This window comes from Dysgonomonas reticulitermitis, assembly GCF_054601275.1.
In genome coordinates, this window is the sequence record NZ_BAAHWU010000004.1 from 40,025 (window position 1) to 55,434 (window position 15,410).

General features: G+C 38.4%; 14 protein-coding genes. 9 read left to right on the top strand and 5 right to left on the bottom strand.

All coding sequences use genetic code 11. The annotated features are described in order from the left end of the window. The first annotated feature begins 6 nt into the window (after window positions 1-6). From priA to ACYPZI_RS03240, 4 genes are all read left to right on the top strand, one after another. The gene (gene priA, locus ACYPZI_RS03225; protein ID WP_459598543.1) at window positions 7-2,445 is read left to right on the top strand and encodes a replication restart helicase PriA; all 2,439 of its coding nucleotides are present in this window, start codon (window positions 7-9) and stop codon (window positions 2,443-2,445) included. A 291-nt stretch (window positions 2,446-2,736) separates the two neighbouring features. Beyond that, entirely contained in the window at window positions 2,737-5,115 is a 2,379-nt protein-coding gene (locus ACYPZI_RS03230) for a transglycosylase domain-containing protein (RefSeq protein WP_459598545.1), read from the top strand. Window positions 5,116-5,121: 6 nt separating this feature from the next. Further along, a complete protein-coding gene (locus tag ACYPZI_RS03235) occupies window positions 5,122-5,637 on the top strand; it encodes a CD225/dispanin family protein (RefSeq protein WP_459598547.1) in 516 nt (171 codons plus the stop codon). Window positions 5,638-5,645: 8 nt separating this feature from the next. Then, window positions 5,646-6,032, top strand: coding sequence for a DUF2752 domain-containing protein (locus ACYPZI_RS03240; protein ID WP_459598549.1), 387 nt, complete (start codon window positions 5,646-5,648; stop codon window positions 6,030-6,032). Here the strand turns inward: ACYPZI_RS03240 and ACYPZI_RS03245 are convergent, their stop codons facing one another. Then, window positions 6,033-6,230 carry a TraB/GumN family protein gene (locus ACYPZI_RS03245; protein WP_459598551.1) on the bottom strand — a complete coding sequence of 66 codons (198 nt, stop codon included), beginning with the start codon at window positions 6,228-6,230 and terminating at the stop codon, window positions 6,033-6,035. A gap of 100 nt (window positions 6,231-6,330) precedes the next feature. Here ACYPZI_RS03245 and ACYPZI_RS03250 point away from each other — a divergent pair, with 100 nt between their 5' ends. Continuing rightward, the gene (locus ACYPZI_RS03250; protein WP_459598553.1) at window positions 6,331-6,645 is read left to right on the top strand and encodes a hypothetical protein; all 315 of its coding nucleotides are present in this window, start codon (window positions 6,331-6,333) and stop codon (window positions 6,643-6,645) included. A gap of 8 nt (window positions 6,646-6,653) precedes the next feature. Beyond that, window positions 6,654-7,256, top strand: a complete 603-nt coding sequence (locus ACYPZI_RS03255; RefSeq protein ID WP_459598785.1) for an IS1634 family transposase — start codon at window positions 6,654-6,656, stop codon at window positions 7,254-7,256. Between the two features lie 111 nt (window positions 7,257-7,367). Here the strand turns inward: ACYPZI_RS03255 and ACYPZI_RS03260 are convergent, their stop codons facing one another. Next, window positions 7,368-8,507 (bottom strand): hypothetical protein, encoded by a 1,140-nt coding sequence (locus ACYPZI_RS03260; protein WP_459598555.1) that lies wholly within the window; start codon window positions 8,505-8,507, stop codon window positions 7,368-7,370. 806 nt (window positions 8,508-9,313) lie between these two features. Here ACYPZI_RS03260 and ACYPZI_RS03265 point away from each other — a divergent pair. After that, window positions 9,314-10,654: a DUF3329 domain-containing protein gene (locus ACYPZI_RS03265; RefSeq protein ID WP_459598557.1), complete on the top strand. Its 1,341-nt coding sequence runs from the start codon at window positions 9,314-9,316 to the stop codon at window positions 10,652-10,654. Here ACYPZI_RS03265 and ACYPZI_RS03270 read toward each other — a convergent pair. The 3 genes from ACYPZI_RS03270 to ACYPZI_RS03280 form a co-directional block, all read right to left on the bottom strand. Then, window positions 10,651-11,298: a LysE family translocator gene (locus ACYPZI_RS03270; RefSeq protein ID WP_459598559.1), complete on the bottom strand. Its 648-nt coding sequence runs from the start codon at window positions 11,296-11,298 to the stop codon at window positions 10,651-10,653. The genes ACYPZI_RS03265 and ACYPZI_RS03270 overlap by 4 nt on opposite strands. A gap of 311 nt (window positions 11,299-11,609) precedes the next feature. Further along, window positions 11,610-13,019, bottom strand: a complete 1,410-nt coding sequence (locus ACYPZI_RS03275; protein WP_459598561.1) for a DUF4270 domain-containing protein — start codon at window positions 13,017-13,019, stop codon at window positions 11,610-11,612. 99 nt (window positions 13,020-13,118) lie between these two features. Further along, entirely contained in the window at window positions 13,119-13,925 is an 807-nt protein-coding gene (locus ACYPZI_RS03280) for a glycogen/starch synthase (protein WP_459598563.1), read from the bottom strand. A gap of 219 nt (window positions 13,926-14,144) precedes the next feature. Here ACYPZI_RS03280 and panC point away from each other — a divergent pair, with 219 nt between their 5' ends. Beyond that, window positions 14,145-14,996 carry a pantoate--beta-alanine ligase gene (gene panC / locus ACYPZI_RS03285; protein ID WP_459598565.1) on the top strand — a complete coding sequence of 284 codons (852 nt, stop codon included), beginning with the start codon at window positions 14,145-14,147 and terminating at the stop codon, window positions 14,994-14,996. Between the two features lie 16 nt (window positions 14,997-15,012). Continuing rightward, window positions 15,013-15,366 (top strand): aspartate 1-decarboxylase, encoded by a 354-nt coding sequence (panD, locus tag ACYPZI_RS03290; protein ID WP_459598567.1) that lies wholly within the window; start codon window positions 15,013-15,015, stop codon window positions 15,364-15,366. Window positions 15,367-15,410: the final 44 nt, after the last annotated feature.

Sequence of the window (15,410 nt, forward strand, 5' to 3'; positions counted from 1 at the left end):
AGATCAATGCTATATGCCGATGTAGTACTACCTTTGCCTCTACAAGGCCTTTACACGTACTCCATACCTGCCGGGTTTCAAAATTCTATTGAAGAAGGCAGTCGGGTGATTGTACAGTTCGGAAAGAAAAAGTTCTATACGGCAATTGTCTTTAAACTTCACAGTCAAAATATAAATGATCTTCCGGTAAAAGATATAACGTCTTTACTGGAAGATTTTCCTATTGTCACTCGTTTTCAATTAAAATTTTGGGAGTGGATGGCCATGTATTACATGTGTTCCTTAGGCGATGTGTACAGAGCAGCGCTGCCTTCGGCTCTCAAACTGGAAAGTGAGACTAAAATATTGCTTAACCCTGATTTTGAAGCGGATGAGCCGTTTGCTGAAAACGAACTGAAAGTATTTTACTCACTTCCGGAAAACAAGCCTTTAACAATTTCAGAAATACAAAAGCTGTCAGGAATTACAAATGTTGTTCCACAAATAAAGCTTTTGGTTGACAAGCAAGCGGTGTTTATAAGCGAAGATATACAGAATACGTATTCAGCAAAAAAGCAAGCTATTGTACGATTCCCGAAGAAGTATACAGAAGACGATCTACATACAATCATAGGTGAACTAAGCAGGGCTAAAAAACAGCAGCATCTTTTCACTTCGTTTATATATTTAAATGAAAACTGCGACATCATCACCAAAAAACAATTATTAGAGGAATCTAATATCTCACCCACAGTCCTTTCCGAGCTTGTTAAAAAAGGCATTTTAGAAATATCCGACCAGGAAATCAGCCGCTTCGATTACGGGGATATGAGTCTGGAATCAGCTTATTCGTTAAATATATATCAGCAAAAAGCATTTGAAGAAATAACAGCGTCTTTTAAAGAAAAGGATGTAACGTTATTATACGGAGTAACATCGAGCGGGAAAACCGAAATATATATTCAACTGATAAAAGAAGCCATATCTAAAGGGCAACAAGCGCTCTATTTGCTTCCTGAGATAGCCTTGACCACACAAATAACGACCAGATTAAAATCTGTATTCGGCAATAAACTGGCTGTCTATCATTCTAAATTCAGCGATAACGAAAGAGCCGAAGTCTGGAATAGCCTGATAAAAAACAGGGAAGTCCAGGTTGTCTTAGGCGCCCGGTCTGCTATCTTCCTGCCATTCAACAATCTGGATCTTATCATTGTAGACGAGGAGCACGAAAGCTCATACAAACAACAAGATCCGGCTCCACGTTACAATGCACGCAATTCAGCTATTGTGTTGGGAAGCATATGTGGCGCGAAAATTCTTCTTGGAACAGCGACTCCGGCTATAGAAACCTATAACAATGCTTTATCAGGAAGATACGGCCTTGTTTCTCTGGCTAAAAGGCATGAGAACATAGAACTTCCACATATAGAAGTAGTAAATACAAAAGAGTTTCGACGAAAAAAACAAATGAGGTCTATCCTTTCCCCTCCGTTGACAGAAAAAATAAAAGACGCGCTGGATAAGAAAGAGCAGATCATTTTATTTCAGAACAGGCGGGGTTTCTCATCTATCGTAGAATGTAAAAATTGCTCGTGGACACCTCATTGTCAACATTGCGACGTAAGCCTCACCTATCATAAAAGCCAACGTCTGATGATTTGTCACTATTGCGGTTCAACGTACAACGTGCCGAATGTTTGTCCCGAATGTAGAACACCCACTTTGGACAATCTTGGCTATGGCACAGAGCGAATAGAAGAGGAAGTCTCAGAAATTTTTCCTGAGGCATCTCTTGCCAGAATGGACTTTGACACCACTCGTGGTAAAAAATCGTATGAACGGATAATTTCTGATTTCGAAAACGGAGTAACTGATATACTTATCGGGACTCAAATGGTTTCAAAAGGATTAGACTTCGACAATGTTTGCGCCGTTGGAATCCTCAATGCTGATAACCTGCTCAACTATCCCGATTTCCGTGCTCACGAAAGAGCCTTTCAGCTAATGACTCAGGTTAGCGGACGTGCGGGGAGAAAAAATAAACAAGGAACGGTTTTTCTTCAAACATCGCACCCTGCCAATCCTGTTATTGCTTTTGTAAAGCACAATGATTACCAATCATTCTATCGCCAACAGATGGAAGAGCGTAAAATTTTTCGCTACCCACCTTTTTTCAGATTAATAAATATTGTCTTACGGGGACGAGACGGGTTGCTGGTAGATAATGCAGCTAAACAACTTGCCCTGTCGTTAAAAGAAACTTTCGGAGATCGTATTCTCGGTCCGGGCAAACCTCCTGTTTCACGCATCCAGTCATTATATATTTGCCATATTATGATAAAGATAGAGAATCAGGCATCTATTCAGAAGGTACGGGAAAATATATTTTACCATCAAAACAAGATACTTGGCAATCCTATCTTTAAGTCTATCTTGCTACACTACGATGTAGACCCTATGTAATTACGCACCATACTCTCTCTCCTATAGCATTTTATGCATTTAAGAGCTTGTTTAAATTTTACCAAAACATTTTGCTATAGCTCTTTTTTCGTTCATTTTCAGTCTCTTTTTATCTGATTTTTCCCTTTCTTCAGCTTGAATAGCCCGCTATTCGCGCTTCAGAAAAGAAAAAATCATTCTGAAAATAGTTCTGAAAATCGGAACGAATAAAATTTAAACAGGTTCTAAGTTTTTTTATCTACATTATTGAAACGTTTTATTTAAATTTGCAGCAAGTTATAAGAATATTTTATGGGTAACGAAAAGAAAACAAAACAGAATATTTTTCAGAAATTCGGGACAAAAAAAATCATAAAATGGATGTGGCTTGCTTTTGGCGGCATCATCATTTTTTCCACGATTATATTCACTCTCATTAGCGCCGGAATTATCGGTTATATGCCTGATGTAGAAGAACTGGAAAATCCTATCGACAAATATGCATCACAGGTTTATTCCTCTGATGGAGCACTACTTGGAACATATTCTCTTGCCAAAAACAACCGTATATACTCTAATTACAACGACTTATCTCCCTATCTGGTGGATGCTTTGGTATCAACCGAAGATGCCCGTTACTATTCACATTCGGGGATAGACGCTTATGCATTGGCCCGCGCGGTGGTAAAAAGAGGCCTCCTGATGGATAAAAGCGGTGGTGGAGGTAGTACAATCTCCCAACAGCTGGCAAAACTTCTATATTCTCCCGATTCTGAAAATGCATTTGAGCGCGTTTTCTTACGCAAGCCCATAGAATGGGTTATTGCAGTTAAACTGGAAAGATATTACACAAAAGAAGAGATAATCAACTTATACCTAAGTCAGTTTGACTTTTTATACAATGCCGTAGGAATACAATCCGCCGCACAAGTCTATTTCAATAAAACACCAAAAGAATTGAAATTGGAAGAAGCTGCCACATTGATAGGGATGTGCAAGAATCCATCTTATTTCAATCCGAAAAGATACCCTGAAAGGACTAAAGAACGCCGGGATATGGTTCTCAAACTTATGTACGAGAATAATAAAATAACAAAGCAACAATTCGACTCTGTAAAAAATATTCCCTTGACTCTCGACTTCAAAAGAGTGGATCACAAAGACGGGTTAGCTCCTTATTTCAGGGAATATCTCCGCATGACAATGTCTGCGAAGAGGCCAAGCAGATCAAATTACGCTTCGTGGCAAACAGAGCAATACAGGAGGGATTCTTTAAGTTGGGAAAACGATCCTTTATACGGATGGTGTAACAAAAACAAAAAAAACGATGGCTCAAGCTACAACTTGTCTACCGATGGGCTAAAAATATATACGAGTATAGACTCCCGCATGCAGCAATATGCAGAAGAAGCTGTCACAGAACACTTCAGCAAAAAGTTACAGCCTCTTTTCGATAAGGAAAAAAGAAACCGAAGCTATGCCCCATTTGCGGCCAGTGAAGCCAAGAATGTAGATTCGATCCTTTACCGGGCAATGAAAAATACCGACCGGTTCAGAGATTTGAAAAAATCAGGCTTATCGGAAAAGGAAATATACCAGATATTCAAGAAACCTGTGGATATGAAAGTCTTTTCGTGGAAAGGGGAGATCGACACAGTAATGACTCCATGGGATTCTATCCGTTATCACAAAAGCTTCCTCCGTACAGGATTCATGGCAATGGATACCCATACCGGATATGTGAAAGCCTATGTAGGAGGAATAGACTATAAGTATTTCCAATACGATATGGTGAATATGGGGCGCAGGCAGATAGGTTCAACCATGAAGCCATTCCTGTATACTTTATCTATGGAAGGAGGAATGACCCCTTGCGATGAAATGCTCTATGAACCACAAACCCTTTATGACGAATTGGGAAGGTCTTATACTCCAAGAGGGGGCCGGACAGCAAAATTCGGAGAAATGGTTTCCATCAAATGGGGATTACAAAACTCTGACAACCTTGTTACAACCTATCTGATGGGACGCACCTCGCCTTATGCATTAGTCCGAATGATGCACTCATTCGGCATCACAGGAAAAATCGACCCTGTTGTTTCAATGGCGTTGGGTACACATGACGTATCGGTAGGCGAAATGGTAGCTGCTTACACATCGTTTGCAAACAAAGGGATAAAAGCGAGTCCGGTATATGTTACCCATATAGAAGATCAGTTTGGAAACATCATTGCTAACTTCACCGCTAAGATGGATGAAGTATTCAGTGAATCCACATATATGAAGATGCTGGATATGCTCCGTGGTGTAATAGACGGAGGTACAGGATGGCGAATCAAGCGCGATTATGGAATTACTGCATCTATGGGTGGAAAAACCGGAACTACGCAGAAAAATGCAGACGGATGGTTCATGGCTTTCACACCTAAACTCTCCACCGGATGCTGGGTAGGTGGAGAAGACCCGACTATCCACTTCGATTACACATCTGACGGGCAGGGTGCCAGTATGGCTTTACCGGTTGTGGGATTGTTTATGAAGAAGCTGCTGGCTAATCCTAAACTAGGATACACACAATCCGATCAGTTTACAATGATACCCGGATATGGTATCTGTGACCGTGCAAATGATGAAGATGACGGCGTGATACCGGAAGAAACTCCTCCTGAAATAGAGAATATGTTCAAGTAGTACTATATGCTGAAATATTACTATATCGATGATGTCTCGAAATTGCAATGCGGACCTTTTAATCCGAACGAATTATTAAGGAAAAACATTCGCCCCGGGACTATGGTATGGTGTCCGGGAATGCACGACTGGACAGAAGCGGGAGCTTTGCCTGAGTTAGCATTTCTGTTTGACCCCGGCATTTCTGCATCCCAAAAACTAGAAGAAATACCGGAATCATTAGGTACGGAAACACTTCGATCGGATAAGAAAGGGAACGTTCTAAATGAACCCCAACACCCTCTCCCGAAAACATGGTTAATTGAAGCTGTTATATTTACTTTCATCTGCTGTTCACCGGTAAGTTTGGTCGGCCTGTTTTTTGCGATAAGAGTAGAAACACTTTATTCTAACAGAGATTATGCGGGCTCTGAAAAAGCGTCCAACAGGGCAAAGATGTGGGGACTTGGCGGAATATTATTCTGGCCTGCTATTTATGTAATTTATTCGCTTGTTAAGTTCGGCATATTAGCTTTCTTATAAGAATTACGTTGACTATCGAAAAAAAATACACACGTCGTTTATTGGTGATAATTGCAGTATTGCTTGTTGCCGGAGGAATCTATTATTTGTTCAGCCCTTTAGAATCGTCATTCTTTCCTAAATGCCCATTTCATAGTATCACAGACTTAGATTGCCCGGGATGCGGATCGCAACGGGCTTTACACCATCTGACGCACCTTGAAATAAAAAAAGCCATGATCAGCAATCCTCTGCTGATCATGGCCATTCCTTATATATTCACAGGAATTTACTTTGAATATTTCGGGGGCAAAGAAAATTACCCCCGAATGAGAAGAATATTATTTGGCAAAAATGCCACCGTTACCGTTTTAATAGTAGTTCTTTTATTTTGGATAGGCCGGAATTTGGTCTGATTATTCTACAGCCTGTATTTTATATCCCATCTTAGCCAACTGATATAATAAACCCTCCTCGCCGGCCAGGTGCAATGCGCCTACAGCTATCAGGTTCGATTTTTCTTTCATTATCTGAGGAAGTTTCAGCAGCCATTTATCATTACGATCCTTATTTATTGCATTCTGGGCTTTCTGAGAAGCACCTGACTTCGACACTTTTCACTGGTATTTTTTTAGAATACTGATTAGTAGTTGTTTATAAATTTTTCGTCACCAAAATGGGTGACGCAAGTCCAAAACAATCTATTTTTGCAGGATGTTTGTACGCAAAAAGAAAAACAGGTCAGGAACAACAAGCATAGTTGTTGTAGATAAAAGAGGAGGTCAATTCCGTGAAGTGAAAACTATAGGAGTTAGTTCTGACGAGAAAGAGATAACCGAGTTTTATCGCCAGGGTAAAAAGTGGATTTCGATCCAATGTGGTGATCAGGATATGTTTGCTGAACACGAACATCAACTTGAGGAGAAACAGGTAATGGATTATTTGTTGAGCAACATTGAAAACATATTGCTTAACGGCACACAATTGATTTTAAACCGCGTATTTAAGCTTGTTGGGTTTGATGCCTAGACGACGATATTCTAAAACATTTAGTAATTGCCCGTTTGTGTCAGCCTGGCAGCAAGGCGGGAACGGTTGATTATCTGAAATCTTATTTTGACGAAGATGTGGAGCTGCACAAGATTTACCGTTACTTAGACCGTTTGCACAACACACAACAAGAGAAAGTCCAGCAGCTCAGTGTAGAACATACTCGAAAGTTATTAGGAGGCAAAATTGGCCTTGTATTCTACGATGTGACCACACTGTATTTTGAGAGCGATTATAGTGATGATTTTAGAGAACGAGGTTTTTCAAAAGAAGGGAAACATGCACAGCCTCAGGTTGTTTTAGGGTTTTTGGTAAGCAGCGGAGGTTATCCGTTATCCTATTCATTGTTTAATGGATCGCAATATGAAGGACGAACCATGCTTCCGATAGTTAATAATTTTGTCAAACGTTTTGATTTGGACGATTTTGTAGTTGTTGCCGATTCAGGCCTAATGAATAAGACCAATATACAACTTTTGGAATCGGGGGGATATAAATACATAATCGGAGCAAGAATAAAGAACGAAACAGAAGAAATCAAACAATGGGTTTCACCATTCAAAAAAGGTAAAGCTGGATTAAAATTTTAGATGATATTATTTAGAATAAATTTCGGATATAACTTCCATTTGGGAACAAATTCCCAAAACAAAAGCCTAATTGGCTGATTTTCAATTAGACTTTTGCTTTGATGGGAAGAACTACTTTCTCAGTTCCTCCATCATCGCACGGCGATTGGAATAAACAGATCTGAAATGAGCCAAAAGCAAATTGGCCATTTCAGTCCCGCCGGGATATTCTTTCATGGTTTTTAATACGTCTGCTATATATTTGTAATGGTCTCTTCCCATATTCTGGGCGGCGTAACCGGTAATTTGTGTACGGTAAAATGTCAACATCCGTTCCGGATACCGCAGTTTCAAATAAGATTCATATTCCCCCAATGAGCTATATTTTCCTAACTGAACATTCTTTTCAACATAATCTATTAATCTGTCCCAATATTCTTCTTCGATATAAATCTGCGCTAATACATAACCTCCGATTCTCCATGCTTTCTGTTTGGCTGACTTATAGAGAAAATCATCTAAATAACCTGCCCACTTTTCGGTTGGAATAACGGTTTTCAAAATATGATAATATTTCATACTCTCCCTGCCTGTAATGAATAAATCTTCCGCTGATTCAATTACTTTTTCTTTGTTTCCCGTCAACTGATACACCGATAATTTTTCATCTTTCCAATCAGCCGCTGTTCCCGGATGTCCTTTCTTCCCGGCAAGGCTTATCCCTTCATCAATCAAGGAAAGCGCTTTCCCGTATTGTTTTTCTGATATCAATTCCTTCAGCCTGATCTTCCTGATTTCGGGAAGATGCAAATAAGACAGGATTACTTTTTCCACTTCTTCCTTTTTGCCGGCGTTTTCTAAGAATTCGATTTTAGACATTACTAATGGGAATGTACGAAAAGAGTCCGGTTCATTTTTTAGTGCTTCATCGAGAATACGGATGCCATTGTCAAAGCTTGATGTTTTCAGGCTTATCAAAAAAAGTAATTGATTTAAGTCCGCTAAATCATAATTATCATAAGTACTGTTTTTAATCAATTTGCTTATTTCATCTGTCAATTTATTCAGTAAGCCGTCCGGCAAACCCGTTTCAATCATTTCAGTTATTAACTCCGCAGCCTCCTGGCACACACAGCCTAAATCACCATCATAGTCGTCATATTCTACATAGCTTTCCCCTATTTCCCCGATAATATGAAGTAAAATAGTTATGGCCTCTTCCCTGCAATCCAGTTTTATCAACGATTTAGCCTTTTCGATATAAGCGTCCAATTTATGGGCAATAGCTTCTCCGTCATTTCGAAAACCTGAGTTACCCTTACCACATGGGAATTTAAAGCATTTTTGTATTTCTTTTATATAATCCGTGTGGGGAGTTGTATATTGGAATCAGTTACAAATTAGGACAACCGCATCAAAAAAGTGAAGAATGAAGAATGAAACATTGTCCGGCGTTAGTTTTATCTATAATAGATAATTTGATAATTTGAAAATGAGCGAATTTGAAAATGAGAAAATTTGAAAATGAGTGTAGAAAATGTTACTTTTTAGTTAAAAAGTTACGAGTAGACGAGATACGAGATACAAGTTGTTGACTGACTACTAACTACTGACTACTGTCGAAGTTTGTTACTTTTTAGTTAAAAAGTTACGAGTAGACGAGATACGAGGTACAAGTTGTTGACTGACTACTGACTACTGACTACTGCTAACTGAAGTTTGTTACTTTTTAGTTAAAAAGATACGAGTAGACGAGATACGAGATACGAGGTACAAGATACGAGGTACAAGTTGTTGACTGACTACTAACTACTGACTACTAACTACTGACTACTGCTAACTGTAGGAGTTTGTTACTTTTTAGTTAAAAAGATACGAGTAGACGAGATACGAGGTACAAGTTGTTGACTGACTACTGTCGAAGTTTGTTACATTTTAGTTAAAACTTGTGCCTGACTGCTGATTCGTTTAAATTATAATGGAGCCTGCGCGAAAAAGCGAATTGAATATCTATCTTTGCTAAGATTTTAAGCTGTAAACTTTGGATGGAGGAACAGGAAACAAATAAATTTGATTGGATGATCGCCTTTTTGCGTAGTACGTATGATAAGGTAGAAGCCGTGAGTGGCAAAACCCCTGCCTTATTGTGGATAGCTGCTGTTCTTCTGAGTTTTTCTGCTATATTTATCCTTAATATACTGACACCTCTTATCTCTGATGATTTTGCCTATATGTTTGTCTATGGCGAAGACAGGTTAGTGTCGTCGGTTGCCGATATACTAGAGTCTCAAAAAAATCATTATTATATGTGGGGTGGGCGGAGTATTGTCCATTCTATAGCTCAGGGCTTACTTATTCTTCCTCCTTATGTTGCCGATCTGCTGAATAGCCTTGTTTATATGGGATATATCTTCTTAATCTATCTTCATATTAAAGGTAGGAGGAAAAACAGCCTGTCCCTGTTCATTTTGATCAATCTGGCTGTATGGTTTTTGCAGCCTGTGTTGGGTGATACGGTCTTTTGGCTTACAGGCGCGGCTAATTATCTTTGGGGAACAACTCTTATCCTGCTATTTTTACTTCCATTCCGGATGTATCAAGGGCAAGAGAGTAATTTGGGTACTCTGATTTTGATGTCGGTGAGTATTTTCGTATGCGGTATAATCGCAGGATGGACAAATGAAAATACAGCTGCTGCTATGTTGCTTATTTCAATCTTGTATTGTGCTTATTATTATTCCCAAAAGTGGATTATTCCTGTTTGGTTGATAACCGGATTTATCGGAAGCATGGCAGGCTTTTTCTTAATGATCGCGGCGCCAGGAAATTATGTAAGAGCCGGAGACGCTTCTCTCGATTTGTTTGTATTGGCGTATCGTTTATTTAACAGTACCCAGATGCTCTTATTTTATTGTGGTCCTTTGCTGCTCGTTACTCTATCGATGTATATCATATTTTACCGTTTTTCCGATAAAAATAAAAATGACAACTTAAAGCTGGGCCTGATTTATACTATTGCCGCCATTATTGCCGTATATGCGATGGTATTATCGCCTACCTTCCCGCGCAGAGCTTTATTTGGTGTTGTTACATATCTTATTATCGGAGTAGGGATTTTATTTCATAATCTTGATTTTCGGCATAATTTTATTCGTCAGGCGAGAATGCTTATTATTACGTTTGGACTATTATCCTTCCTTTTTACGTTCCATTTTGCATTTAAAGAAATCAATTCATTTCGAAATATAGTGCAAGAACGTGAACTTATAATAAAACAGGCTAAAGAGGATGAGAAATCAGAATGTGAATTTGAACGTTTTTCAGGTGGAATTTACATACATGGAGAAGATCCTTTTTCCGCTGAATTGATGAGTCGTTATTATGGGATAAAGATTAAATTGATACCTCCTCAAGATTAGAAAAATTCTATACCCATAAGTGTTCCGGTTACTATTCCTGCTATGCCTAATCCTATAAGTAGGACACCTATTATTTTATTGAAAATTTGCAGCCCTCTGGGATTGAATCTGCTACGCAATTTGTTGACGAAATAAGTAACTAGCAGCCACCATAAAAAAGCGCCGACTCCAATGAATAGGATGGTAATGAGATCATATCCGAATGGTTTATCGGCATCGATCACATTAAAGCGGGCAAATAGGGCAATGTAGAGGAATAATGTTGCAATATTGGAAATGGTAAGAAAAAGGGAGGAAACAAATACTGTCCAATAGGATGTAGTTTTCTCTTTTATTTTAGCAAGGTTTTTAGACGGGTTTTTGTTATAGACAACGTAGCCAAATGCTATCAGAACAATACTTCCTATAACTTTCAGAGGGCCTTCATGCTGCTGAATAAATTCGGTGCTGAAGCCTAATCCGAGAGCGGCTATAATAGCAAGAAGAGCAATTAACATGTCTCCGGCTGTGGCGCCCAAACCAGTGACCAGGCCATGGGTTTTGCCTTCATTCAATGTTCTCTGGATACACAACATCCCTACAGGCCCCATAGGTGCAGATGACAGAAAACCAATAAATAACCCATTTAGAATTATAGATATCATTAACTCAATTTTGCAGGACAGCAGAGTGTGTATTTATTACATTTCTATAGCGCTAGTCCACATCATAATTGCAAAGATACTTTAAAATCCCTGAAAAATACGCATTGCAGTGGAAAGCAAGATAACTATTAACTGTTTTTAATCTAATAGTTATCTTTTGTTCTTTTATAATGAATTTATCTTCAGCCCAATAAAGAATGTTCGCGGCAATTGTAGGCTATGTATAAAATAAGAAACGCAACCAAAATAGCCTATATATAATAGGAGCAGTATTAGCGCTGTGTTTCTTATTTTATTTTGGGACACTTATTTTATTGGGTTTTAGCTGAATTATAATTACTAAATATAAGAGCCATCTTCATATTATCTTTGTCTGTTCTCAGAATAGCAGATGTGGGAACCATCTGGTTATATACATTCGTATAAGTTGATACCTGAGAGTAACCTGATGTTACATTTTGGCTATAAGCTGTTATTGGTAGTACCAAGAATTTTAGATCAGGCACATTCTCTTTATCCTTATAGTAATTTACATAATAATTAACCATAGTTGCCAGATTGTTCGATACCGAAGACGTGGTATTTGAATAACTAAAATTATAGGTGTTTGATGTCGCGTCCCGTATCATAATAAAGCTGGTTTTGGTATCAGCCATGTTATTTTTCGAGAAGAAGTTAACCAAAGAATCTTTATTAATGAACAATAAATTAGAGCTTCTATTCAGTGTCATTTTATCTTCTTCTTCGGTATATCCTTTTAGTTTGAATGTCGCAGAATTTAGCTTGTTAGTAATACCTTCTTTTTTTGCTTTATTCATAATCTCTTTTAACGGAATGGTCACTTCAGCGCAAACACCTGCCGGGCTTTTCAGATAAGCACGGGTATCACTATTCTGGAATAGATAGTCAGGGGTAGTATTTTGCACTTGATTTAGTTGAATGACTTCTCCTGTTGTCGGCAACCTGAACAAGCCTACATGAGTAGAATCTGCCGTATCTGCCGTATTGCGTCCTGTATAACTGTAATATATCTGTAATATACTTGTATTTACATCGATTAAGCTTCCCGAACCCAACGTTGTCGTAACATAGATCCCTTTAAAGAATTGTCTCAAATGATCTGAATTGGTGAACGTTTCTCCGTTTGAATTCTTCCATTCATTATAAATCTCACTTCCAAGAGAATTGCTGGCAGAAAGGCGGTATCTTTTACCCGCGCTGTACGCGTCCGCATCTTTTATAGTGAAAATGCCTCGTCCGATAACTTCTTTCATACTAGAATAGTCTGTCGGTTTAATATTGGTGAAGAAATCCTTATTCAGATTTTTTTTGTCTACACGATATGCGGCTATACCTATTGGTGATATGCTGTCGCCATAGAAGCCATATGAGATTACATCCAGAAATACGGAGTCTATAGATGTTGTCTTCTCGTGGAAAGATAATTTTTCGGGGCAATATAGTTCGCTTAAGAAGTCTGATTTAATTTTACCGAAGACCGGGTCGGTATATTCTCCTATCAGACCCGATGCATGACGGGCAAATACCGAATCTTCAAGGGAGACAGTCTTTGCTGTCAAAACGACAGTGTCAACGTATATCGAAATATCGTCGCCGTCAGGCTGTATATTGCCTCCTATTGAGTCAAGGTCGTCGTTACAGGAGACAAAAGCAATAGCAAAAAGAACTATTGTAAGATTCAGTAAAAGTTTAATTTTCATCTATAAATTTTTAACTATAAATTAATTGGCCTCAAATATCTAAAAAAATGCTGTTCACATGAAATAAAACAGCATTTTTCTAGATTTATTTTAGATACTTTAAAGATTCTCGTAAAAATCATTGATTGCATTCACCGAAGCGTCCACATTTCCCTGATAAGAAAGGAATTTCTTTCCTGTTTTATTTACCTGATCCAAAACGTTTTTATTGATAGATTCTTCGCTTTGAATGACCCCATCTGCATATTTGACGGCTAAATTAGAAAGAGTTTCGTAATCAACAGTGCCTTTGAGTTCGGTTATACTCTTGTCTTTTATTCCATCAAACTTTAATTTATTAATGAAGTTTGGATTGAAAGATTGTTTGAAATCATCATTATACAATGAGTATACAATTTTCGTGTTTTTAAAACAAGGGTCATCTGCATAAACTGTTTTGATATATAATCCGGTCAGTGCTGTCATCCAGCCGTGGCAGTCGATTACATCCGGTATCCAGCGCAGCTTTTTTATAGTTTCCAAAACTCCCCTTATATAGAAAATACTACGTTCGTCGTTATCTTCGAATTCCACATTGTTATCGTCAGCTATGGTATGCTTACGTTTGAAGTAATCATCGTTATCAATAAAATAGATTTGCATGCGCGCTGCCTGTATTGAAGCTACCTTGATAATCAGAGGATGGTCTGTGTCATTTATAATTAGATTCATCCCCGACAGACGTATAACTTCATGCAATTGGTTTCTTCTTTCGTTGATATTTCCAAATTTAGGCATGAAAGTTCTTATTTCCTGACCTTTTTCCTGAATGGCTTGAGGGAGGTATCTGCAAGTTGTAGCAATTGGCGAATCCGGTAAGTAAGGAGTAATCTCCTGCGTAATGTATAAAATCTTCTTTGTACCCATTTAATTTTCCTCTTCTGAATTGAGACTACAAAGATAATAAAAAAAAATCTTGTTTTTTGCAAACTTTGCATTACAAAATTTCATTACGATTAATGTCAAGGTTGTTTCATTAACATTTTTGATGTTATCCCCGTTAAAAAATAGCATAAAAAGTTCTTAATATTTCGAGATTCCATAATTATTTGCTTGCTTTGTACCCGCTTTTATTGCATAGGATAAATGGATATATTGAGAACTGTGAGAGAAGTGCAAGATGTGGTTTCATCTCTGCATTCGGAGGGCAAAACGGTTGGATTTGTTCCCACTATGGGGGCATTGCACGAGGGGCATTTTTCTTTGGTGAGAAGATGCGTCGCTGATAACGATATTTGCGTTGTTAGTATATTTGTCAATCCAACTCAGTTTAATAACAAGGAAGATCTTCTGAAATATCCGAGAAATCTCGACAGAGATGCTCAATTCTTAGAAAAAGAAGGTGTTAATATCATATTTGCACCCTCCGAAGAAGAGATATATCCTGAGCCGGATACTCGTCAGTTCGATTTTGGGCTGATAGATAAAGTGATGGAAGGTGTTCACCGTCCGGGACATTTTAACGGAGTGGCGCAGGTTGTAAGTCGTTTGTTCGATATAGTAAAGCCGGATAGAGCCTACTTCGGAGAAAAGGATTTTCAGCAGTTGGCTGTTATCCGGGCTATGGTGAAACAGTTGGAATTGCCTGTGCAAATCGTTCCGATGCCCATCGTTCGGGAAGAAAGCGGTTTAGCCCTGAGTAGCCGGAACGAACGTTTAACTCAAAAGCAAAAAGGAATAGCTGTTGCTATATCCAAAACATTATTTGAAAGCCGCGAATGGATAGCAGACTGTACAGTCGCAGAAGTTTTGAAAAATGTTACCGACACTCTCAATGCTTATGATGAGCTGGAGGTAGAGTATTATGAAATAGTAGACGGATATACATTGCAATCAATTTCAGATTGGGTAGATTCCGATTATATAGTGGGATGTATCGCCATATTTTGTGGCGAAGTACGTTTGATTGACAATATTGTATACAAAGCTAAGAGCTGATTTAGAAAATAAAAAGATGATCGTAGAAGTTCTGAAATCAAAATTGCATCGTGTTACAGTGACCGAAGCCAATTTGAATTATATAGGTAGCATCACGATTGATGAAGATTTGATGGATGCTGTAAACCTGATCGAAGGTGAGAAAGTCCAAATTGTAAATAATAACAATGGAGAGCGCCTCGAAACATATATAATAAAAGGTGAGAGAGGCTCAGGGGCTATTTGCCTTAATGGCGCTGCGGCCAGACTTGTCCAACCCGGAGATATTGTTATTATCATGTCTTATGCCCAAATGGAATTTGAAGAGGCTAAAGTTTTTAAACCATGGGTAGCCTTTCCCGACACAAAGACTAACAAACTGGTAAAATAAAGATTTCATTAAAAAGAGCTATACATCGTTATAGCTAAATTTCA

Coding starts and splice junctions, on each gene's coding strand:
- ACYPZI_RS03235 (WP_459598547.1), top strand. CDS start 5,122: ATGCTGAAATATTACTATATCGATGATGTCTCGAAATTGCAATGCGGA.
- ACYPZI_RS03250 (WP_459598553.1), top strand. CDS start 6,331: ATGTTTGTACGCAAAAAGAAAAACAGGTCAGGAACAACAAGCATAGTT.
- ACYPZI_RS03230 (WP_459598545.1), top strand. CDS start 2,737: ATGGGTAACGAAAAGAAAACAAAACAGAATATTTTTCAGAAATTCGGG.
- priA (WP_459598543.1), top strand. CDS start 7: ATGCTATATGCCGATGTAGTACTACCTTTGCCTCTACAAGGCCTTTAC.
- ACYPZI_RS03265 (WP_459598557.1), top strand. CDS start 9,314: ATGATCGCCTTTTTGCGTAGTACGTATGATAAGGTAGAAGCCGTGAGT.
- ACYPZI_RS03275 (WP_459598561.1), bottom strand. CDS start 13,019: ATGAAAATTAAACTTTTACTGAATCTTACAATAGTTCTTTTTGCTATT.
- panC (WP_459598565.1), top strand. CDS start 14,145: ATGGATATATTGAGAACTGTGAGAGAAGTGCAAGATGTGGTTTCATCT.
- ACYPZI_RS03280 (WP_459598563.1), bottom strand. CDS start 13,925: ATGGGTACAAAGAAGATTTTATACATTACGCAGGAGATTACTCCTTAC.
- ACYPZI_RS03270 (WP_459598559.1), bottom strand. CDS start 11,298: ATGATATCTATAATTCTAAATGGGTTATTTATTGGTTTTCTGTCATCT.
- panD (WP_459598567.1), top strand. CDS start 15,013: ATGATCGTAGAAGTTCTGAAATCAAAATTGCATCGTGTTACAGTGACC.